Origin of the sequence: Clostridium punense, assembly GCF_017874425.1 — a bacterium.
In the GTDB taxonomy this organism is placed as follows: domain Bacteria; phylum Bacillota; class Clostridia; order Clostridiales; family Clostridiaceae; genus Clostridium_J; species Clostridium_J punense.
On record NZ_JAGGLL010000024.1, the window covers coordinates 45,371 to 67,464 of the forward strand.

Genomic DNA, 22,094 nt, shown 5'->3' on the forward strand with positions numbered 1-22,094 from the left:
ACATTATTTAAATTATATACCATATTTAAACATTATTCAACAATAAAGGTCATGAAATAATATTTCACTTCCATCCAAACTTTTGAGAGATAATTCTCCCACTTTTTTAGGTGAGAGTTCTAATTCCAAATAACCCTTGTAGTGGACTTAAGTCAATATAGTAGACACAATTTCTCGAACATTTTTATGCAACTTTTGCCAAATCCTCACACTGTTGAGGGGTAATGTAGCCAATACTGCTATGAATTCTCTTCCTATTGTACCAAGATTCTATGTATTCAAATATTGCTAACCTAGCAGCATCAAAATCATAGTACTTCACTAAATTTACTTCTTCTTTTTTAAGCGAAGCGTGAAAAGATTCTATACATGCATTATCGTAAGGGCAACCCTTACCACTAAAAGAGTGCATGATTTTTAAGCCTAATACATATCTAGAAAAATCTTTGCTTGTGTATTGGCTTCCTAGGTCGCTGTGAAGAACCGGAGGTTTTGAAGGTTTTTGAACCTCATAGGCATTCCTAACAGCATTTATTGCTAGAGCAGTATCCATATTTTTATCCATAGAGTATCCAATAATCTTCTTACTATGAAGATCCATTACTGATGCAAGATAGCACCAGCCATCTTTTATTGTATGAATATAGGTAATGTCAGTTACCCACTTTTGATTTATCGATGTTGTAGAAAAATCCCTTTTTAAGATATTCTCTCTATCTTCAACTTTTACTTTTGATGGAAACGGTCTGAACTTTTTGCACACAATGGCTTTAATATCGAGCCTTTTCATAAGTCTCTGTACTCTTTTAAGACTAATATGTATGTTTTCAGCTTTTAGAGTTTTATGGATTTTAGGTGCTCCATAGCGTTTCTTGCTATCTTCATAAATTTTGATTATTTTTGATTTAAGTTGTTTATTTTCTAAAGATCTTTTACTTTCTTTTTTATTAAGGAATTTATAGAAAGAACTTCTTGAAACCTTTAGTAGCTTACACATTAGCTTAACACTATGAGCATTTGCATTATTCTTTATAAACTCATAAATGGTAGTTACTTCTTCGCGAATATGGCCATGGCTTTTTTTAATATTTCATTTTCCTCTTCAAGCCTTGCCATTCTTTTTATCATCGCTTGGTATTCTGCGGTTGTAACTACTTTATCTTTTTCAATAGACACAGGCGTCGCCTTTGAAACCCATCCTTGGATAGTTGATTTTGATATGCCATATTCACGGTTTAACTCTGCTAAACTCTTACCAGAGTTATAAAGCTCTACTATTGTATTTTTGAAGTCATCAGTATATCTTGTTATCTTCTTTGTCATTTTGTAGGCACTTCCTTCCTCTTAACTTTATTTTAAGTTGTTCGGATTTCTGTGTCTACAATATTATACTAACACCATAGTAGTCCACTTTTTAGGTTGCTATTGGACATAATTCCATTAACTATTTCATAATAATTGTACACATTATATCAAAAGATTTTTTGATTTTAAAAAAACATAATTTGTTATTAAATAAAATTAATACCTTTAAAATATACTTTTAAAGTATATACTATTTATATGGAACTAAAATCAAATCTTAAATCATATATGGAAACTAACTTGGTTTCATTAGGCTATTGAAGTTAAATAAGATAAACTTTACCTAAAGTAATCTATTCATCCAAACATAATTTTATTTAAGAAAGGTGGAAATATAATGAAAAGTGTTAAAGTGTTTATTACAGACTGGTGTCCTCACTGCAAAAGGGCTCTTAATTGGATTGAAGAAGTAAAGACAGAAAATCCAAAATATAAAGATATCAAAGTTGAAGTCATAGACGAAGAAAAGCAACCAGAGGTATCAAAACAATATGACTATTATTATGTACCTACTTATTATGTTGAAAATAAGAAAGTCTTTGAAGGTGGTACTACAAAAGATATAGTACTTAAGGCTTTTGAAGAAGCCTCAAAATAAGTCTTTCGATTTAATTTTATTCACCATATCTATAAGTAAAATGTAATAAAACCCTTGTTTATCTTGGGTTTTATTACATTTTACTTTATTCTTCACATAAGAAATAAGATATTGGTTATTATAGAAATAAAATAACTGGAGGATAAAGTAAAATGGCAATGAAAACAAAATTCATTAATTCTAGTACAGTACTTTTTATCGCGATCCAAGCACTAATTGGTTTTGGCTTATCTAGACATAATGATATAGATTATTTATATGAAGTAATAGCCATTGTAGCATTGGTTTTACTAGGAACATTTTTAGAAATAAAATATAATTTTTTCATTAATAACTATATACGAATACTGGTACTGGTAACTCTAATTCTGCATACTGCAGTTGGAGATTACATGAGACTTTATAGTAATTCCGTTATATTTGATAAATTTTTACATGGATTTGGTATCTACGCTTTCACCTTACTTGTGTATTATATTTTTATTAAGATCACTAAAAAACAAGGTGATTTTGAAATTTATGATTTTGTTTTTATGGTGGTTCTTGGTATGGCTTTAGGTCAGTGTTTTGAATTTTTAGAGTTCTCAATAGACCTTTTTTTAAAGCCTTCAAACCCTGCCCAGGAATCTTTAATTGACACAGATATAGATATGATTGCTAATACCATTGGAGCTTTTCTCGCAGCACTGCACTTTAAGTATAGAAAATTTAAGTCAAACTATTAAAAGCTACCAGAAAAATATTTTCTGGTAGCTTACTTAAATTAGATTTTATTTGATTTTCAAACTTCAAAAATTTTGTTACAAAAGCAACATTAATCAACTTCTATTTTGGTGCTACCTATTAACACATTTTGAGAACACACTTCTAAGCACTAATTTGTATCTGTGCTTCATCATCAATTATACTTTTTATCCATTTCTTTGAATGAAGCCTAGCTCCTTCAAATACTACTTTTATTAGTTCTTCCATGCAAATAATTAAGTACACTGCAGGAAGAGATAAATTAAAGTACATTGCTCCTATGAATCCTACAGGAATTGAAAAACACCAAATAGTACCAAGTTGGACTAACATAGAATAAGTGGTATCACCTCCACCTCTAAATATACCTACAATCATAAGTACATTAAAAAATCTTAAAGGTGCAAAGAAGGCCATGGTTCGAAGTACAGTAACCGTGAGCTTTATAGTATCATCACTAATTTTAAAGGCTTGTGTTACTATTGGAGCACAAATCCATAGAGCTCCCCCTATTATTACTCCAATTACAGGAGCAAGTATACCAAGTTTTCCTGCATAATCAATAGCAACTTCTTCCTCTCCTGCTCCAATCTTATTACCTACCATTATGCTTGCTGCAACTGCAAGACCTATACATAATACCATAAACATATTGTTTATGGTGGTGGCAATCTGCATGCTTGCTACTTCTTTAATTCCAATCTTTGCATAAATTACTGAGTAAGTAGTCATTCCTAATGCCCAAACTAGTTCATTTAAAATAACTGAATAAGAAGTTTTAAAATAATTCTTAATAAAGCCCATATTAAAGTTGAAAAGTTCTTTAAGTCTTCCTCTTGCAACGCTTTCAGGCCTATATGCATAAATTAAAACTATAGTGGTTTCAACTACTCTTGCAATACTAGTAGCTAAAGCTGCACCGGCAACTCCCATAGCTGGTGACCCAAGCTTTCCAAATATAAATACCCAGTTTAAAAAAGCATTTGTCAAAACTCCAATTAAGCTTGCAAACATTGGTGGCTTAGCAATGCCTGTACATCTTAAAGCCGTTGAAAAGCCTTGAGTAATATTAGTTAACATAAAAGTTATTGCTATAATTCTTAAATATTGAACTCCTAAATCAATTATTATGGCGTCTTTTGTAAAAATCTTCATAATATATTCTGGCGCAAATAGTGCAATCACTGTAAAAATTGCTGAAGTAATAGTACCTAATACCAAATCTAAGCCTAATACTCTCTTAATGTTTTTTTTATCTTTACGTCCCCAATACTGTGACATAAATATGCTGGCTCCAGCATTTATACCGGATAAGCAAAGCATAAAAATGAAAAAATACTGATTCACAAGACCTACTGCTGCAATCTCATTTTCACCTAATCTGCCTATCATCACATTATCCACCATATTTAATGAGGAACTAATTAAATTTTGCAGTGTTATTGGAATAACCAATGTAAGAATAGTCCTAAAAAACTCTTTATCTTTAAAAAGCTTTCCCATACTATACCTCCTTTTCCTTACTTAATTCTGAACAAAAAAATAAAGCAAATGGGTGATATAGCCGCCCATCTGCTTTAAGTTCTATAATTTACCTAAAGTTACCGATAACTTTTACTAGTAGATTATAACCTAAAAATTCAAGGTAATCAAAGGTATAAATTTACAATTAAGTGAATAGTTTTTTAACATTTTAAAGGTTTATTAGATACATAAAGATTAATATAGTCTTCATCTACCTATTTACTTTTCATTTATATATTAGTTACTTTTAAAATAATTGTACACAGCTGCTGACATTTTACCCATAAACTCATCCATTAACTTTATTTCATCATCTTTATAATTTATTAACATGGTAAAAATATAATCGCAATTATCAATGTAAAATATACCAGCTGCATGTTTATAACCCCATACATCACCAGTTTTCAGTGCTAATCCTATATTATCTGGTATATATCTATGCACCTCCGCAACTAGTAGCTGACTCTTCATAATGTCTATCATTTGTTTACTACACTTTTCATTTATAATTTTTCCATTATATAAAAGTTCAAGGAATTTAGAAACCTCAATGGCTGATATATAATTTTCTTTGCCCTGCATCCTAGCTTCCATGTCTAACATTTTTCTTTGAATTTCGCAGTTCTTAAAACCTAGGGATTTGATAAAGGAATTAATATTATCTATATCAACCATATCAATCAAAATATTTGTTGCTGTGTTTTCGCTTTGGCAAATCATTAATTTAAGAAGTTCTCTAATTGTAAATTCTCTATCTTCATCAAAAAGTGTTAAAAGTTGGTAGGATATCTTTTGTTCTTCTTTAACAGTAATCTTATCCTCTAGAAATATTTTACCTTTATTTATGTTATTAAATACTTCACCCATAACAAATAACTTAATAATACTTGCTGCAGGCATTGCCATTTGTTCATTGACTTTTACTTCTTCCCCAGTATTTAAATTCTTTACTACTATGGCACAGTTAATATTAAAATCTTTGATACAGTTTGAGATAACATCACTTAACATAAAACCCCTCCCATTAACATATACATTATGTATCTATTTACCAATTATACCACACGATGGTGAAGCTAAGTTTTAAATTTTGTTAATGTATTGTTAAAGTTATAAAAATTCATAAAATAATAAAAGAGACTTACCTTCAAATTTGAGAAGTCTATTTTATATACTATTATCCTAATATATACTTTTCCTTCCCCAAACAAGAACAAATGCGTGTATTCACAGGCCTTTCTTATTAATTAGCCGCCACTTGCATTTTTTTACATAAAACCTTAAATCCAGTAATTTCAATGAATGCCAGGTGATTTTTTTAGGCAAAAAAAGTTGAAATTCCTATATAATAAAAAGAGGCAAGATAAACTTGCCCCTACAACTGATAAAGATTAATCCTTCATTTTTAACAACTAATTTAATCTAAAGAATAAATCTGTTCTTTCTCCTACCTTATTAAAGCCTAGTTTCTTATACATATCCTTTGCAGTATCATCCTCATCTGTAACTAGATAAATTATATTACAACCTTCATTTATTGCTATTTGAATTAAATGTTTAAGAATTGTAGTTCCATAACCTTTGCGCTGATGTTGTGGTGTAACTGCAAAATCTTCAATTTTTGCAACACCTTCATGAATAAACAAATCACAGTTGCCTATTCTTGCGCCATTATGATAGCAGATGTAAGAATTTACATCCTTGTCTGAAATGTATACCTTACCACGTCTATGACATCTTCTAGTGCAAAAATCTCTTCCTAAAGTTGCCTCGTCCAACTGTAAGTCGCAATATAAAATATCCTCAACCATTTCCATATTATGAACCCTTTCAATGCTACACCCTTCCACGGCTCTCATATCCTGGAGTTTTGTAATATCAAAGTAATAATATCCATTCCTTGATACTTCACCTTTATACTTTAAATCCTTTAACATTGTTTCATCAATTGAATAATCCAAGAGAATATTGCAAAACTTCTCTCCTTTATTGAAAGCAAGAGATATCTCGTTTTCAATAATTTTTTTCATTTCATAATTGTCCATATTATCTCTTATATATGTGTAGTTGTGGTAATACATATCTTTAAGTTCGTAATCCCTGTATCTTATGATATTCTTATCTTTGTAATATTCACAAAAGCATTTAGTGTACTCAAATTCACATTGTTTTATCTTTTCCCCAACCATTATTAATCCTCCTAATTCCCCTTTTTATTTAAAATTGTGTCCAATAGGCTATATTAAACCGTGGATAACTCAGAAGTATACTTATTTCAACTTTAATTCTGTTAAAACAGGATTATGATCCGTATTTTCAAATTCTAGATTTATTCCTTTAGTGCTAATGACATCTACATTTGGAGAAACAAGAAATCCATCTATAACACTAAGAAAATTAACATCTTTTTTAAATGGGATGTCTACAGTTCTATTTGATGGTACGGTTTTATCAATAACCCACTTATATCTCTTTGGAGCAAAATCTTCAGGAATGGTCTTCAACCAATCTGGAAATGCCTGTTTGGTCTTAAATATGGATGGGTCCGTGCCAGGCATACTATGATTCCAATCTCCTCCAACAACTACATAATTTCCTTTTTCAAACTCCTTTTGCACAAATTCTTTTAAAAATTGGAGTTGCTGCTTTCTTATGACTCCACCTTTATCATAGGCAGAAAGATGGGCATTTACTAAAACAAGTTCTTTCCCATCCTCCACTGGGATTCTATTCTCCTGAACACACCTGTCTAAGTCACCTAATTGCCTTAAGAAAGCTTCAGTTCCTGGAAGACTATATCTAGTTGAAGATTCAACTCCATATTTTGACATTGTTAGTAAGCCAGCTTGTACACTTCCATGTGGCTTTGAAATTGGTATTGGAACCCAAAACACCTTATAATTGAGCGCAAAACTTGAAGCGTAATCTTTCAAAGCATCCTTCATAAATTCAACTTCATTTACCTTAAAACTTCGAGTTGATTTCCTATCAACTTCTTGAAGCATAATAAAATCAGTATTCTTTGATTTTAAGAATGCAGAAATTTTAGTTATATTTTCTAAAGTCTTTTCCTTACTCTTAGACCTAGAACCTAATCCACCGTCCATAAAAAAGTCTTGATCTTTATCCATTCCACCATAACCTATATTAAATGTAATTATAGAAATTGACTCATCCTTTTTTATAACAGATTTTTGATTGTTATCAATTTCCAATTTTATAGCTTTATCAGGTTTATAGTCTGTGATAATCATAATTAGTAGGTATACACCGAATAAAACCACAGGTATCGAAACAATTATTGCTATAATTTTAAAAAGCCTAGATTTTAATATTCCCATAGTAGCCCCTCTTCTTCTCTTAAACTTATTAAACTTTATTTCATCCCTATACATCTAATTATAAAATACTGGCAATATAATAACCACATATTTAGAATATTTTTAATACCTTTACAATATATCCCATCATATGAGTAAATTTGAGACTTTATAAATGCTTTCACAACTTATATCTATTTACTAATATGCCTATTTAAATCCCTATTTACTTCTATATTAAAAAGCCCATAGGTAAAACCTATGAGCTCTAAAAGCAATTCTTTTTTATTATAAACCTCTTTTATTTTGTTAATATAATTTCTTCTCTATCATAGTGACTGTCTCAATATGTGACTTCATAGAAACATCATTAAAAATCAACATTAACTTTACTTTCAAACTTCTTATCTAGACATGCCGAATATTGCACCTGAAATAAAAGGGATAAGCCATATAATCCAAACTACAATACTTAATTTATGGAAGTTTGCTTTAGCCTTTTCATCATTCTTATATAATACTACTGTTGCCCAGAGTGCATGGAAAAGCATTAATATAATTGCAAGCAAGCCAGTAATGCCGTGGAAATTCAGTTTGAATCCCCCTGTGGCGATTTTGCTCATAATTGCTGTTCCTGTTGTATCAAATACCAATCCTATATAAAACACAGCCAAATGCCATTTTTTAAGCGCACCTTGAAACTTTTCACTCCATACACCTACAGTGTAGAATACAAGCGCCAATGTTATTGTAATTATTGCAGAAATTAACATATTAAATACCTCCATATATTTCAAAATATAAACTTAGTTATTAATACAAAGTGATTTTATAAAGCATGTTCATTAAATTATATCTAAAAGCTTTTTTTCTATAAAATCTAAAATATCTTGTATCCATAGATACTAATGAGCACCCAATAACTTACTTATTGGTTTATTCAACTAAATTTTGTGTTATTTTTTTCTTTTTAGTCCTTAATTCCTGATATCCCATAATAACAATCCAAACATATGCAAGAGTCTTTGGAATCATCAAAGCTCCTATCCAACTAATTGTGTCGCCATTATTAATCCAAACAATTTAAACTGCTTATTTTCTTCACTCTTCATTATCATTACTAGTCCGATTGTCACAACACTAATTAGATAAATTGAATTAAATAGAACTTCCATAATTGTTCGCATATTAAGCCTCCTCATAACTCCCATGAACATTGTTCATCTTTGTTCATATTAAAAATCATACCGTAAGCATGATTTTTAGTATAATAATATTTTTTTAATAATCACAATAAAGAAATTAATGTCACTTTCACCCTTGCGTAGTCTTATAAGCATATTGTCAAAAATAAACTCCGCCATAATTTCTTTCGAAATTTCATCACTCCATGGATAATTTCTTATGGTGTCATCCATATCCATCATAGTTACAATCCTATTGATTATTACCTTGAAATATGCATTTTGCTTTTCTTTCCCAAGCTTTTTTTCATGGGTTTTCAAAATAGAGAGCTCTTCTAACCAATTCTCTTTGAATTTATTTAGGTATTCATTTAGAACGTTATAAACCCTCTCCAAGTTGGTATAAAAATCATTATGAGCAAAGCTTTTCCAATCAATATTTTTAAAGGCATCCTCCCAAAACTCTTCAATTATTGCAGCAAGTAGATCTCCCTTTGAAGCAAAGTAATTATATACAGTGCCTGAAGCTATACCACAGTTTTTCGCAACGGAGCGAATGTCAACCTTTGTTATCCCTTCTTTAAAAGCAATATCCTTTGCAGATGATAAAATTTTTTCTCTATAGTTCGTAGTGTTAGTATACATCTTTTGAATCACCTCATGAACAATGTTCATCTTTATATTAGCATCACTATTCTTTATTGTCAACAGATGATTTTATTTTTTAACTCTAAGATATTCTGTGATTGTATCATTAGATAACTTACTGTCGATATCAATAAGGCGGGAAATTCTTCAATCATGTCTTATAGTAAGAAATCATTTTCGCCATATAACATTTATAATTTCCCAAAACCCATACCTTAACGCAAATCCCTCTATTTCTGCGTAAAAGTTAGACCCCCTAAAGCAAAATTCCCCCAAACCATTAGTTTGAGGGAACATAAAACACACTTCAATATTTACTTAAAAACATTGAAACCCTTTGATATCAGCCTATTTCTTCTCTAGCCTAACCACTGTCTCAACGTGTGTGGAGTTCGCTATAGGAACACACTCCTTTGTCATTTTTATCTACATCTAATTCTAACACATCTTTACCTTTTAATGAATGACTCATACCAGAATTAAATATAAAAGTTATCATATATGGATCTATGTTGCCTTCTTCATCAGTTCCACCTAATATAATTTTATTAACTGCACTTTCAAAAACTACTCTATCAAATTCTTTAATTGGTTTATTACTATCAAATACTTTTCTAAAACTGTTTATTCTTTTTTTAATATCAATATTATTTTCATTAGAAGCATCTAAGTCAGTTTTTTCAACCTTAAGCTTTTCTAATGCTGTAGAAAGCTCTGTGAATTTAATTTCGTAAGTAGCTTTATCAATTATTTCATCAATTCTCATATCCACTAGCTTTTTTAACTTATTTTCATAAGAAGTAATTTCTCTTTCAACTCTTTTTAATTCTTTAGCTGTATTAGTGTTATTAAGAGTATTTTCTACAGTTTCCATGAACTCTGTAACTATATCTTTATTTTGTAGACAAAACATATTAAAGGCTTCAAGAAAGGCATTTTCAATAATCTTTTCATCTATTCCTTTACTGTCTGGACAATACTTTTTACCTTTCTTAGTAGATACACAACAATGCCAAATAGTTTTTTCATGAGTTGTATTACTGTGCCATCTACGTCTACTAGCTGTGCCTCCACAAAATCCACATTCTATTTTACTACTAAAAGCAAATTTTCTGCTATACTTTTCTCCTCTTCCTTTATTGTTACTATTTACACTACGTTTTTCAAGTATCTTTTGAGCTTCATTAAACATTTCTTCTGATATTATAGGTTCATGATTAGAGTATAGGAATAGGTAAGAACTTGATATTATCTCCTTCTTTTCCCCTCCTCCACACCGTACGTGAGACTTTCACCTCATACGGCGTTCCATCAATAAAACTTTACTCTACTTCAGTTACAACATAAAATGTTACGAAACGAGGCAAATCATTCCCAAGATAACATCCCACCCAGTTGGCCTTGTTTTAAATGTCCCTAGCCTTTTTAGTCTTAATCGAACCTGGATGTATTGCACATTCAAAATATTTCTAATTTCATTGACTTGTGGCTATCCCTCCACTCCTTATTATTAGAGTTTCAACGGTACTGTGCCACTACTTTCACTGATATAAAAGCAAGTTATAACATTACGTTTTTCCTTGCTACCACTTCAACAGAAGTAAGTCCTCCATGTTATCAGCTTACCACGTTCCAATAACTTTATCCGTGCATGTATCCTTAGGTAATTCCTATGAGCCTGCATGCTTTTTACTGCCTTTAACAGTATAAGGATTTTCATAACATAGATTTTTACTCACCCTCACATGCCCTACAACTTTGGTAGGTAAAATATTTCTATTCTATCAATTTTTAGACCCGTACATTCGGAATTTCGTCAGTTCTCATGAACCATTCTTACCATAGATACTTTATGGACTCCCGGCCTATATTATCCTCGACTACCTCTAGTTCGCAGTTCCTCAGCTTAACCTGTTAGGAGATAACCTCAGCCGACTTCACCGAGCTTATAACAAAGCCGTTCTTACTGCTAGCTTCGCTATTCGGAGTATTAGAGAAGCCCTTCAAGGCGTTACCCTTTCATTTGACTTTTCAAGTTATCAGTTCTTAAACAGTTTTATCTGTTTAGGCAATACTTTTCATATTGCAACGTGTCGCACTTATATAATACTTCTCTTCTTCACCCATATTATCAAGTCTTCTTTTGGATATTGGGTCAACAGTAAAGGTCTTCCCTAATAATAAATCTCCTTTGTATTTTTCATTATTTATAATTCTTCTAACTGAACCATCATTCCAATTAGTGTTCCCTTTTTTAGTTTTATATTTTAACTGTGTAAGTTCTTTTGCAATAACAAAACACCCTGCACCTTCAATGTATCTTTTAAAAATATATCTAACTATCTTTGCTTCTTCTTCATTAACTGTTATTACTTTATTCACTGTGTCATAATCATATCCTAAGCAGCCATTAAAACCTATCATTTCTCCACGCTTCATTTTCATTTTTAATCCCATTTTTACATTGGCTGAAATAGATTCACTTTCTTGTTGAGCTAGTGAACTTAGAATAGTTAATAACATTTCTCCATTCATTGTTAAGGTATTGATATTTTCTTTTTCAAATAGAATTGCCACATTATGTTCTTTCAATAACCTTACATATTTTAAAGTATCCAAAGTATTTCTAGCAAATCTTGAAATTGATTTAGTTATGATTAAATCAACTTTCCCGTCTATTGCATCATTTATCATTCTTTGAAATTCTACTCTTTTATCTGTTTGTGTACCACTTATCCCTTCATCCGCATAAATATCAACAAGACTCCACTGTGGATTAGCTTCAACCATATTTCTATAATGCTCTACTTGAGAATTGTAGCTAGTTAATTGCTCTTCCGAATCAGTACTTACTCTACAGTAAGCTGCAACTCTTAATCTATCTATCACTTTTGCATTACGTCTATCAATTCTACCTTGACTTGCTTTTATTACTTTAACATCTGCCATCAAAATCGCTCCTTACAAAGTGTATTCCTATAACTTGTTAGCTTTAATTATATATCCGAACACACATTGAATCAAGCATTAATAATCATAATATTATATTTTTTCATCAACTCTATTTTAATAGTGTTATATTCTTTATCTGTAATAAGTTTAAGCCCAAGCAATTGATTTAACATAGCTAACTGAATACTATATTTCATATTGTTATCCATTAAAACCATCTCCCCTGCTACAAAAATTTTTAATACCAAACCAAAAGATTAAAAACAGACCTTTAATCCTTTGGTCTGTTATCAATAAATGGGCTAAAGGCAAGGCATTAACCTCACCTATAGCTCCTTATTTAATAAGCATTGTATTTGTCACACCTCCCCAATGCTGGGAATACTTTAAGCTACTTGTGATTAGCAAGTATCATAGGACTTTAACCTCTCCCACAATGTGGAAGCCACTCTCCATGGGATACCTAGGACTAAGTGGAAGTATCATTATTTTCCTGTGCAGATCATGGCAATCAGATTTATCAAATCTGTTTCGAGCAAAATTTATCGCTATCCTTAATAAACAAATTTCTTTATTAAATAAAATTTTGAAATTTTATTTATAAGTGTCTTGGCGTTTTCCTCTTGTTGCTTCCAGCTTTAACTGCTGCACAGTAACGTACCTAAAGTATTGAATATTCAACTATCAAAGAACTTGTAAAAGCATTTATAAAAAAACGCCCTCACTGTATAGCCTTGGGAGAAGATTAAATGTGACAAATTTAAAAAAGTTTTTATAAATTTTTTTCAAGCATTGATTTTAACTTTGCCAAAGCCCTTATATGCTTTTGTCTAACAGCATCATTTTTAAGTTGAAGCTTTACTGCTATTTCATTTAAGGAAAACCCATATCTATATCTAAGCTCTATAACCTTAAAATCTGATTCATTTAATTTCTTTAAAGCTTTATATAGGTTTGAATCACTAATAAAATCAGTAAAATCCAATAGCTCATTAACTTCTTTTTCAATTCCTAACGCATCTTTTGCATATTCAAATTCAATTGGTACATCATACTTTTGCAAGTATTCAAGAGAAAGATTATGTCTGTAATACCTCCTCTCATTGTTTTCTTCTCTTTTGTCCTCCTCTTGGAGAACTTCCATAAATTCCTCATAATTTTGTTGTTTTTCTTCTTTTGACATTTTTAATTGCTCCTTTCTGCCTGAACGCAAAAAGGAGCCGCACGAAAATCGTGCGACTCCTTCTGGGTCAGTTTTATATTTTATTTAGGAATTTTGGGTATAAAAAAGCCCTTAAATGCAATATAACTCTGCATTTAAGGACTTTTTTAACTCCGCAATATCCTATTGTATATATCTTAACAGTATCAAAGTATAGTGTCAGTACCAAAGCTGTATCTATTTAGTCTCAATCTTGTGTCATATCTATAGTTTTTAAAGCTTGTACCATATTAGGAAACAAATATCCCCATAGTATTGTCCCCAATAAATTAATAGCCTTTTTCTTTTCCCTGTAATATGTAGCTCTTGAGCAACATAAATATTCTATTACTTCATTCTCTGAATGCCTACAAGGTGTAATATAAATTTTATATATCAATGTATAATACCGTTCTCCATTATCAGGGTAAGACTTTAGCATCAATAACGTTTTATCAATTATTTCTATTATACTTTTACTATCTTCTATAGATTGAAGTCTACTTTCTAACCTAGCTTGTGAAATATAAGGATCTACCTCTACCAAACTATATAATAATTCATCTAATCTTCTACCTGATGTTTCATAATATTCATCACCAATTTCTTGAATAGAATTATTAATTCGCCACAGTACCTTACTATAAAGTTGTAACAATAATTTTGTATTGTGATATATATTGGGGCTGACTTTCCTTTCCATTAGTATTTCATTATTTACTATGTCAGTTTTACAATGTTTAATTGTTTCTAAAGCCATAACTCTGATGCTCCTTCCTCTATATTCTTTAATTTTCTCTTAATATCTTAATTATTCTTAGAATATCGCTTTTGCAAAAAGAAACTTCTTGGATATATATTTAATTTATGTTTATAATTGGACAATCAAGGGTGACTTTAACAGACTGACTGTGTTTTTGTTAAAATATGTCTACAACGGATATCCGCTTTCTTAATATATATTGACAGTAAAATTGTTCTAATATAAAATTATATTATGAACTTTCGTTCTAATTCAAAGTATAAATTAGAACTGAAATGCTGTCAATAAGTTTTCAGAACATTCGTTCTTATAACAATAGCAACTTACCCATATGGAGGAAAGGAAAATGAATTTTGGTAATAAAATAAAACACCTTCGTAAAAAAGCTGGTTTATCTCAAGATGATTTAGCCGCTAAACTTGGTGTTTCTCAAAAATCTATATGTAATTATGAAAACAATACTAGATTTCCAAAAGGACAAAAAGTAATTAAGGAATTAGCCGATATATTTAATGTAACAGTTGATTACTTAATATCTGATACCGATGATACTACATCTAAAGAAACTCTTTTTATCTCTTCTACAAAAAATAAATTCGGCTATAAAGGTAAAAATGAAGCTGAAATGTTAATAGAAAGAACTGCTGCTGTATTAGCAGGTGGAGAATTATCTGAAGAAGATAAAGATGCTTTTTTTCAATCAATAACACAATTATATTTTGATTCTAAAAATAAGGCTAGAAAGAAATATGGTAAAAAAAACTCAAACTCTGAAACTGAAATATCTAATACTCCATAAAGGAGAGATATGTGGTAAGCGATGGAACACATACCGTACCCTAAAAAAACAAGCTCCACATCAAAGATGTGAAGCTCATTTTTTTAATAGAATCCTTCTTTTGCAATTTTCTTTATGTAATTATACTGTTTTCGAATAAGGTTCTTAAATTCAGGGTCTGATAGCTCATTATATATAGCGATACCTTCTTCATAAAGACATTCATATATCAATTCACAATAATCATCATCTTCTCGATGCATTTTTTTGTATCGTTGTTCCAGTTCATAAGGAAAATCAAGAGTATAAGCTATTCCATCAATTTCCCCGCTAAGAAACTCCTTCGTCATATTCATCATGTAGTCAATATTAGGCTGACTCACTGCAGTGTTCCTCCTCTTTGTTTATTTCTGTTTCTGTAGTATTTATTCTGCATTCAATCTGTACTTTATCTGACCATGGCAAATATTCATCAAGCACAGAAGAATTTGATGCAAAATTACTATTGGGCAACCTTTGGAAGAGATATTCAAGATATTTATAAGCATCTAAATTATTGGCTGCTGCCGTATTTATAATGCTAAATACAGTAGCTGACGCTTCTGCTCCATCTGTCGAATCTGAAAACAGTGAGTTTTTTCGTGTAATCGCTACGGGTTTCACGGCAATCTCCGATAATAATCCTCACATTAGGATTACTTGCGTTATCCTCATCTTTAGAAAATCCTCAGGGTTGCATGAAAGTAGCTTAAATCAAGGTGCTTCTATATAATCCTGAGGATTAATTTTTATCTCAAGCCATACAATTTAGCTATTTCTTTTTCATCACATGATGTCCACAAAGGTTGTTCATTTGCTTGAGCTGGTATCTGTACGGACTCAATTGCTTTTCTAAGCATTTCTATTGAAGGCTTTGCATAAACTTTAGTTGTTTCTGTAGATGAATGCCCAAGAATTCTTGATACAAGCTCAAGTTCAACACCATTTTGATAAAGATCAGTTGCCCTTGTCCGCCTAAACATGTGGGGATATACTTTTGGCGGTATTTTTGAGTATTTCACTCTTGCACTATCTGCATAATGTTTAATAAAACGCTCTACATTTCCTGAGGACATCTTATCTATGACCTCTTTGATTTTAGTAATGAATACATACTGGTTCATATTTAAATCATCTTTATGATATATTGTCAAATATTGTTTCAGATGTTCTGCTGTTTTTTGAGTAATAGCAACAATACGTTCTTTATTCCCTTTTCCGGAGATTCTTATATAAGGATTAGCTGCCTGTAAGGAGAGGTCTTTTAATGTGAGGCATAATAATTCTTCCAATCTTATGGCAGAATCGTAAAGAAGTATCATGATAACACGGTCGCGTAATCCAATTTTTGTATTAGGGGGTTGTTGCAGGATAGCAGTCAGAGCTTCTTCAGTTAATGTTTCTTTTTCCTTTTTAGGAACTTTGCATTGTGGTATTTTAGAAATGCTTAAAGCAACTGACTGAACAGTAATATTTCTGTCAGCAGCAAACCATAAATAAGACTTTAATGCAGTAAGTCTCTGATTGCAGGTTCCAGGGCTGTTTCCATTATTCTTTAGATATATTATAAATTCTTGGATACATTTCTGATTACAGTCTTCAAATTTAAAAACAGCAACAGATATCTGATACTTTTCATACAAGTATCGTCTAAAAATCGTTAGAGAATCTCTGTATGATTTGATAGTTTTAGGACTTCTTCCTAATTGGCGTGGCAGATATGTTTCAAGAAACTCCAAAGTCATGGAAAAAAACAAAGGTCCAGTTTGAATTACCTTATTCTTCATAAGGAACCACCTCCGGAATCACTTTATCTGACAACGAATCTTTCTGACGTATAATCTGAAATGCTTTGTCAACCTGATGGTAATAATAGAAAGTATCTTCTACACTGGAATGTCCAAGGTATCTGCTTAGGTATGGCATCATGGTATTTAGACTGATTCCCTGAAGCATCCATTCATTCATCCTGTTAACAACAAAAGTATGGCGCAATGCATGTATTGTAGGAGTTTTGTCACATGTATTTGCAAATGGAGTCATATTCCATAATTGTTTGAATTTCTTGTCCATGCTCGTTTTTCTGATAGGTTGCTCTAGTATTCTACCTGGAAAAAACCATTCTCGAATAGTTATTTCTGATGATATCCTTTTATTGTATTCCTTGCATAGTTCAGTAACGTCATCTGCCATATATACAAGCCGATCTTTATTTCCCTTTGATTGAATGATTTTTAGAATACCATCATCGAGATCTACATCCTTTACTTTAAGATTACAGGCTTCTACCAGTCGTAAGCCACAGCAATAATATAGTCGAAAAATAATCTGGTACTCCATGGAAAAGCGATGCCATACTTCTTTTTCAGGAAGATATGTATCTATTACATGATATAAGCTCTTTAATTCGTCTGCACTTAATATATGAGGAATAGTGGTAACTTTTGATGCCGTCTGTTGCGGTATATATGAAGTGATTCCCAGTGAATTCATATATAAAGACAATTGTCTAATGAAAGAAACTCTTTGATTACGATAATTTACTCCTTCTGTTGGTCTTTGTACAGCCCATTTCATGACTAAATCTCTTGTTATGATTGAATCACAGAAGTCATTATCTATGCAAAAATCATCAAAGGTTTTTAATATATAAGCTTCATACTCATATACAAAACCATCAGCTCTTTTTTGACATATCAATCCTTCGATATATTGTGCAATACTGCTACTGTAAATATATTTTATGCTCATAGCAGCATCCCTCCATTTATCTCAATACCTTTTAATGAAAGAGCACACTGCCTCATAGTATCGCCATCAGTTGCCAGATATTTAAGGACAGTTGAATTGTTGCTATGCCCAAGCGAGTCTGCTATCGTATCAGGATTAGCCCTGCTCTTAAGCAATAAGGATGCAAATGTTTTTCTAGTGATATGGAAGCCATTTTTTTCTTTACCTAACGCTTTGTATAATGCACGATGGCAACAACTCGTATTTAACCTGCTGTAAGGGACTCTATGACTAATAAATACATAATCTGAAGCTACGCAGGGTCTTCCATTCATGATATATTTGTATAAACTATTCCCAACTTCTACCGGCATTGGAAGCTTTAAAAACTTATCTGTTTTCTGCTGCTGTACAGATATTGTCTGCTCTTCCCATGAAATATCAGTCAGTTTCATACCTGTAATATCAGAGGCGCGCAATCCCATACGAAGCCCTATGAGAACTATTGCTGCATTTCTTAAATCCATAGGATTTTTGGCGTTAGCCTTAAAGCTGTAAACTGAAGTAATTTCTTCATCTGTAAGTATATCAACGATCTCTGTTTTTTGTGCACATTCAGTAGTTAGAGCCATTTGAAGCGTTACTGGTACATATCCTAAGTCAGCAAGGTAATCCAAAAAACCACGTATTCTCACACTATAGGCGTTCCTTGCTTCCGCCGTTGAATGAGGATCTGAAGCATGGAATTCCTTTATGATCATTGGATTTATCATGTCACAGCATTTAATTTCTTTATCTTCGAGGAATTTCAAAAATCTTAAACATGAAGAGTGATACATGCTAATTGTTGAGGCTGAATTTTCTTCTTTCTTCTTCTTTGACAGGAAATCAAGAAGCAGCCTACGGCTCCAATCAGGTAAAATGTTAATGGAATCTTCTTTATAAGAATATACAATATCGGGTTTGATATCACCATATTCTCTATACTGTTCCAAAAGTTTTATGGCGCGCCTGTATGATTTCCACTGAATAGTATAGTTTTTTAGGCAGAAACACCAATATTCTGCTGCTTTGTAGGAATAGCTTAATCTATTTGCCTCTAGAAAAACATATAATTCCCTCCACGCTTTACGGAATAATCTCTTCATCATTTTTGAATAATTATGATAATTAAGATAAGTATCTCCTAATTCCTTAGCAATGAAATAATATTCAGTTGCAGAAATTTCACCTGGAGTTTGAACTAAACAATTAATCCAAGCTTTTCTATCATTCTCAGAAAGTTCATCTATAATAATTATTCTTGGAATTACAAATCGATCCAATTCATATATAAGTGATGCAGGAACCATATTCTTATTGGCCAGATATTGAAAAAAATGACGCATGCTTCGGTTGTATATGTTCTTTACCTGAATGGTACGATGTTTACTTTGGTTAAAATATCGGATAATGTTTATATGATTAATATCGCCTGTATTTTTCCCACCGATACTGTTGATGTAGATTAGAAATTTAGAGCATGCTATTCTGTGCTGACTTACATAGCCTTTACTAAATGAATTTGAAATATGATTCAGGTAACTATCCAGTAATAATTTGCACCACTCTGGAAGTCTTTTATAGTTATAGGAATCTTCATACACATAGCTATTGTTAGATATACACCCATTTTCAGTTACATCGTTAAGCTGAAAATGTGAGAGTCTAAACATTTTATATTTAGAATGCTTCCATCTTAGTTTGTTACTATTTAGCCATTTTACCGCTTCCTCATGTGAATAAGGAATACGATTTTCTTCCAGATACTGTCTGAATGAACGATAACAATGTAAATGGCTGTAAATTACTGAATTTGAAAAATAATTTTCTGCAAGGTATTTTTTTACCTCACTGACTGCGTTGTCATAATCTTGATACATGAAATTACCTCCTTAATTTGTTTGGTAATTCCAGTATTATCTTTTCTGGTGAAGTGTATAACAAAATCCTCAGGATTAAACATAAAAAGCTTCATTTAAGCTATTTTGAAACAATCCTGAGGATTTTCTAAAGATGAGGATAACGATAATAATCCTCACATTAGGATTACTTGCGGAACGAAGTGTAAAACCCTTTGTTATAGGCCGTAAGAACTTCCTTTTCTGTGATACGGTTCGTGGTGCGAAGTCTAGCTCTATAATATATAGCATTGTTGAGACTGCTAAAGAAAATGAAATTAATCCTATGAAATATCTAACCTATATTTTTGAAACAATGCCTAATATAGATTTTAAAAATAATCCTGAGTTGATTGAACAGTTACTTCCTTGGGGGGGGTACCTTGCCTAAGGAATGCTATATATCTAAAAAGGATTAAATGCTATCACAAGTTAATAGATACTTGAATGTATACTCAGTATTATGTTCTTTGTGTATATTAATTCTATCCTAAAGGTCAATAAACTATGCATCTAAACAATAGGGATTATAAATTTTAAGCCTAAGTTTTTTAGATGCTTTTGTCATGTCTAAAAATAAGAGTAAAGTATTTTAAAATAAGCGGCTAAAAAAATTGTCAATGTGCTGAGTTATTAACCGCTTACAAATAAATCCAGTAGCTAGCACGACAGTTGCTTCTACTGGATTTTATATTAGTCCTTTTTACCATGAAGATTTTTGTTCTTAAGCTTTATATCTTCAGGTAGTTTCGGAGACCACGGCATGTATTTTATTAGCATATCATCACTCTTATCTTCTAAATTAGATAGCACGTCCATTAAATAAACTAAATATTTCTCTACGGATAACCCGTGAGCTTTTGCTGTTTCGACTATTGTGTGAAAACCTTACAAAGAGTATTCGATTGGATGTTTGTGGTCTAGAGTATTTTAGATAGTTTGCAATTGCTTTACCCACTGCAGATGATATAGGAAGTTTGCGATCAGTATGGTTTTTAGTGTTTCTGATGGTAACACTAGCTTCATGCCAGTTGAAGTCATCAAGTGAAAGATTTGCAACTTCTAGACAGCGTAGTCCAAGTTCTGTAAAACACATTATAATTGCATTATTACGGATTTCTATAGGCGTATTTTTATCGTAAGCGGCTTAAAAACCTGTCAATGTGACGAGTTATTAACCGCTTACCCATAAAATAGAATCAGTAAAACTAGTATTTACTACGTTTTTTTCTACTGTCTATTTTATAGGATCCATTTTATAAGTCTGAAGCTTGTTTTTTGCAATACGGTAGGTGTTCCAGCGCTTACTTTATTTTATAGTCTTTTATACCTAGATAAGCCAGTCTATCTATATCGATATCTTCTATTTCAAAATAAGGCACTATATATATTGTTTGTTTACTTGTCCACACCCTAATTTTATATGAATTCTTATTTTTTGCACCTGATTTTTGCATCATTTCTTTCAAATAAATATTTTCATTACCCTCTAGTTCGTTTACTTCACCTGAAAAGTTGAAGCTTACAGGTATATTTTCTATTAACTCTGGTATATCATAAGTTTCAAAATTAACTTCATCACAAATCATATATTGGAAGTTTAAGCCTTGCTTATTGTAATAATGTTCTTCAAATGCTATCAATTCGTCATAATAATCAGTGATTTCTTCATTTGCTTTTACAGTAAATGCTATAGGTAGTTTAGTATGAAAATCCCCTAGAACATATAGGAATAGGTAAGAACTTGATATTATCTCCTTCTTTTCCCCTCCTCCACACCGTACGTGAGACTTTCACCTCATACGGCGTTCCATCAATAAAACTTTACTCTACTTCAGTTACATCATAAAATGTTACGAAACGAGGCAAATCATTCCCAAGATAACATCCCACCCAGTTAGCCTTGTTTTAAATGTCCCTAGCCTTTTTAGTCTTAATCGAACCTGGATGTATTGCACATTCAAAATATTTCTTGCTTTAATTGACTTGTGGCTATCCCTCCACTTGCTTTCACAAGCTTCAACAGTACTGTGCCACTACTTTCACTGATATAAAAACAAGTTATAACATTACGTTTTTCCTTGCTACCATTTCAACGGAAGTAAGTCCTCCATGTTATCAGCTTACCACGTTCCAATAACTTTATCCCTGCATATATCCTTAGGTAATTCCTATGAGCCTGCATGCTTTATACTGCCTTTAACAGTATAAGGATTTTCATAACAAAGATTTTTACTCACCCTCACATGCCCTACAACTTTGGTAGGTGAAACATTTCTATTTCATAAATTTTTAGACCCGTACA

General features: G+C 31.5%; 21 protein-coding genes and 3 pseudogenes. 4 read left to right on the top strand and 20 right to left on the bottom strand.

Features of this window, described 5'->3' with window-relative positions; translation table 11 throughout:
* Window positions 1-184: 184 nt before the first annotated feature.
* A protein-coding gene (locus tag J2Z44_RS14785) for an IS3 family transposase (protein ID WP_242833429.1) occupies window positions 185-1,323 on the bottom strand; the annotation gives its coding sequence in 2 pieces (ribosomal slippage) (window positions 185-1,077 and window positions 1,077-1,323; 1,140 coding nt in all).
* Between the two features lie 379 nt (window positions 1,324-1,702).
* On the opposite strand from J2Z44_RS14785, the gene J2Z44_RS14790 reads away from it, so the two are divergent.
* On the top strand, window positions 1,703-1,963 hold the full coding sequence (locus J2Z44_RS14790; protein WP_021284212.1) for a thioredoxin domain-containing protein: 261 nt from the start codon (window positions 1,703-1,705) through the stop codon (window positions 1,961-1,963).
* A gap of 152 nt (window positions 1,964-2,115) precedes the next feature.
* On the top strand, window positions 2,116-2,688 hold the full coding sequence (locus J2Z44_RS14795; RefSeq protein WP_021284211.1) for a DUF2238 domain-containing protein: 573 nt from the start codon (window positions 2,116-2,118) through the stop codon (window positions 2,686-2,688).
* A 142-nt stretch (window positions 2,689-2,830) separates the two neighbouring features.
* Here the strand turns inward: J2Z44_RS14795 and J2Z44_RS14800 are convergent, their stop codons facing one another.
* The 12 genes and pseudogenes from J2Z44_RS14800 to J2Z44_RS14855 all read right to left on the bottom strand — a co-directional run bounded on the left by J2Z44_RS14800 (window position 2,831) and on the right by J2Z44_RS14855 (window position 14,299).
* Window positions 2,831-4,210, bottom strand: a complete 1,380-nt coding sequence (locus J2Z44_RS14800; protein ID WP_209649752.1) for an MATE family efflux transporter — start codon at window positions 4,208-4,210, stop codon at window positions 2,831-2,833.
* Window positions 4,211-4,468: 258 nt separating this feature from the next.
* Window positions 4,469-5,245, bottom strand: coding sequence for a serine hydrolase (locus J2Z44_RS14805; RefSeq protein ID WP_021284208.1), 777 nt, complete (start codon window positions 5,243-5,245; stop codon window positions 4,469-4,471).
* Window positions 5,246-5,646: 401 nt separating this feature from the next.
* Window positions 5,647-6,423: a GNAT family N-acetyltransferase gene (locus J2Z44_RS14810; RefSeq protein ID WP_021284207.1), complete on the bottom strand. Its 777-nt coding sequence runs from the start codon at window positions 6,421-6,423 to the stop codon at window positions 5,647-5,649.
* Between the two features lie 81 nt (window positions 6,424-6,504).
* Window positions 6,505-7,575, bottom strand: a complete 1,071-nt coding sequence (locus J2Z44_RS14815; RefSeq protein WP_209649754.1) for an endonuclease/exonuclease/phosphatase family protein — start codon at window positions 7,573-7,575, stop codon at window positions 6,505-6,507.
* A gap of 383 nt (window positions 7,576-7,958) precedes the next feature.
* Window positions 7,959-8,327, bottom strand: a complete 369-nt coding sequence (locus tag J2Z44_RS14820) for an HsmA family protein (protein WP_021284205.1) — start codon at window positions 8,325-8,327, stop codon at window positions 7,959-7,961.
* 270 nt (window positions 8,328-8,597) lie between these two features.
* Window positions 8,598-8,741, bottom strand: coding sequence for a hypothetical protein (locus J2Z44_RS14825; RefSeq protein WP_021284203.1), 144 nt, complete (start codon window positions 8,739-8,741; stop codon window positions 8,598-8,600).
* A 75-nt stretch (window positions 8,742-8,816) separates the two neighbouring features.
* Window positions 8,817-9,383 carry a TetR/AcrR family transcriptional regulator gene (locus J2Z44_RS14830; protein WP_021284202.1) on the bottom strand — a complete coding sequence of 189 codons (567 nt, stop codon included), beginning with the start codon at window positions 9,381-9,383 and terminating at the stop codon, window positions 8,817-8,819.
* 379 nt (window positions 9,384-9,762) lie between these two features.
* Window positions 9,763-10,578 (bottom strand): recombinase zinc ribbon domain-containing protein, encoded by an 816-nt coding sequence (locus tag J2Z44_RS14835; RefSeq protein WP_021284201.1) that lies wholly within the window; start codon window positions 10,576-10,578, stop codon window positions 9,763-9,765.
* Window positions 10,579-11,486: 908 nt separating this feature from the next.
* Window positions 11,487-12,335: pseudogene (locus tag J2Z44_RS14840) on the bottom strand (recombinase family protein); the annotation flags it as partial.
* Window positions 12,336-12,406: 71 nt separating this feature from the next.
* Entirely contained in the window at window positions 12,407-12,547 is a 141-nt protein-coding gene (locus J2Z44_RS14845) for an SHOCT domain-containing protein (protein ID WP_021284199.1), read from the bottom strand.
* Window positions 12,548-13,110: 563 nt separating this feature from the next.
* Complete coding sequence (locus J2Z44_RS14850) at window positions 13,111-13,521, bottom strand: sigma factor-like helix-turn-helix DNA-binding protein (RefSeq protein ID WP_021284198.1); 411 nt, start codon at window positions 13,519-13,521, stop codon at window positions 13,111-13,113.
* A 226-nt stretch (window positions 13,522-13,747) separates the two neighbouring features.
* Entirely contained in the window at window positions 13,748-14,299 is a 552-nt protein-coding gene (locus tag J2Z44_RS14855; protein ID WP_021281776.1) for a hypothetical protein, read from the bottom strand.
* Between the two features lie 349 nt (window positions 14,300-14,648).
* On the opposite strand from J2Z44_RS14855, the gene J2Z44_RS14860 reads away from it, so the two are divergent.
* On the top strand, window positions 14,649-15,101 hold the full coding sequence (locus J2Z44_RS14860) for a helix-turn-helix domain-containing protein (protein WP_209649756.1): 453 nt from the start codon (window positions 14,649-14,651) through the stop codon (window positions 15,099-15,101).
* Window positions 15,102-15,184: 83 nt separating this feature from the next.
* On the opposite strand, the gene J2Z44_RS14865 is transcribed toward J2Z44_RS14860, so the two are convergent.
* The 5 genes and pseudogenes from J2Z44_RS14865 to J2Z44_RS14885 all read right to left on the bottom strand — a co-directional run bounded on the left by J2Z44_RS14865 (window position 15,185) and on the right by J2Z44_RS14885 (window position 19,771).
* Window positions 15,185-15,463: a hypothetical protein gene (locus J2Z44_RS14865; protein WP_021281774.1), complete on the bottom strand. Its 279-nt coding sequence runs from the start codon at window positions 15,461-15,463 to the stop codon at window positions 15,185-15,187.
* A pseudogene (locus J2Z44_RS14870) lies at window positions 15,450-15,758 on the bottom strand (transposase domain-containing protein); the annotation flags it as partial. The gene J2Z44_RS14865 and the pseudogene J2Z44_RS14870, both read right to left, overlap by 14 nt.
* Window positions 15,759-15,868: 110 nt before the next feature.
* On the bottom strand, window positions 15,869-16,906 hold the full coding sequence (locus tag J2Z44_RS14875) for a tyrosine-type recombinase/integrase (RefSeq protein ID WP_021281772.1): 1,038 nt from the start codon (window positions 16,904-16,906) through the stop codon (window positions 15,869-15,871).
* Window positions 16,896-17,870 (bottom strand): tyrosine-type recombinase/integrase, encoded by a 975-nt coding sequence (locus J2Z44_RS14880; protein WP_021281771.1) that lies wholly within the window; start codon window positions 17,868-17,870, stop codon window positions 16,896-16,898. The genes J2Z44_RS14875 and J2Z44_RS14880 overlap by 11 nt, the downstream gene beginning before the upstream one ends.
* A complete protein-coding gene (locus J2Z44_RS14885; RefSeq protein WP_021281770.1) occupies window positions 17,867-19,771 on the bottom strand; it encodes a tyrosine-type recombinase/integrase in 1,905 nt (634 codons plus the stop codon). Before J2Z44_RS14885 ends, J2Z44_RS14880 begins: the two co-directional genes overlap by 4 nt.
* Window positions 19,772-19,904: 133 nt before the next feature.
* Here J2Z44_RS14885 and J2Z44_RS14890 point away from each other — a divergent pair, with 133 nt between their 5' ends.
* Complete coding sequence (locus tag J2Z44_RS14890) at window positions 19,905-20,180, top strand: transposase domain-containing protein (RefSeq protein WP_021281769.1); 276 nt, start codon at window positions 19,905-19,907, stop codon at window positions 20,178-20,180.
* A 411-nt stretch (window positions 20,181-20,591) separates the two neighbouring features.
* On the opposite strand, the pseudogene J2Z44_RS22085 reads toward J2Z44_RS14890, so the two are convergent.
* Together J2Z44_RS22085 and J2Z44_RS14900 are read right to left on the bottom strand one after the other, a co-directional pair.
* Window positions 20,592-20,915 (bottom strand): annotated as a pseudogene (locus J2Z44_RS22085) (tyrosine-type recombinase/integrase); the annotation flags it as partial.
* 178 nt (window positions 20,916-21,093) lie between these two features.
* Window positions 21,094-21,432 carry a hypothetical protein gene (locus J2Z44_RS14900; RefSeq protein ID WP_021281767.1) on the bottom strand — a complete coding sequence of 113 codons (339 nt, stop codon included), beginning with the start codon at window positions 21,430-21,432 and terminating at the stop codon, window positions 21,094-21,096.
* Window positions 21,433-22,094 lie beyond the last annotated feature (662 nt).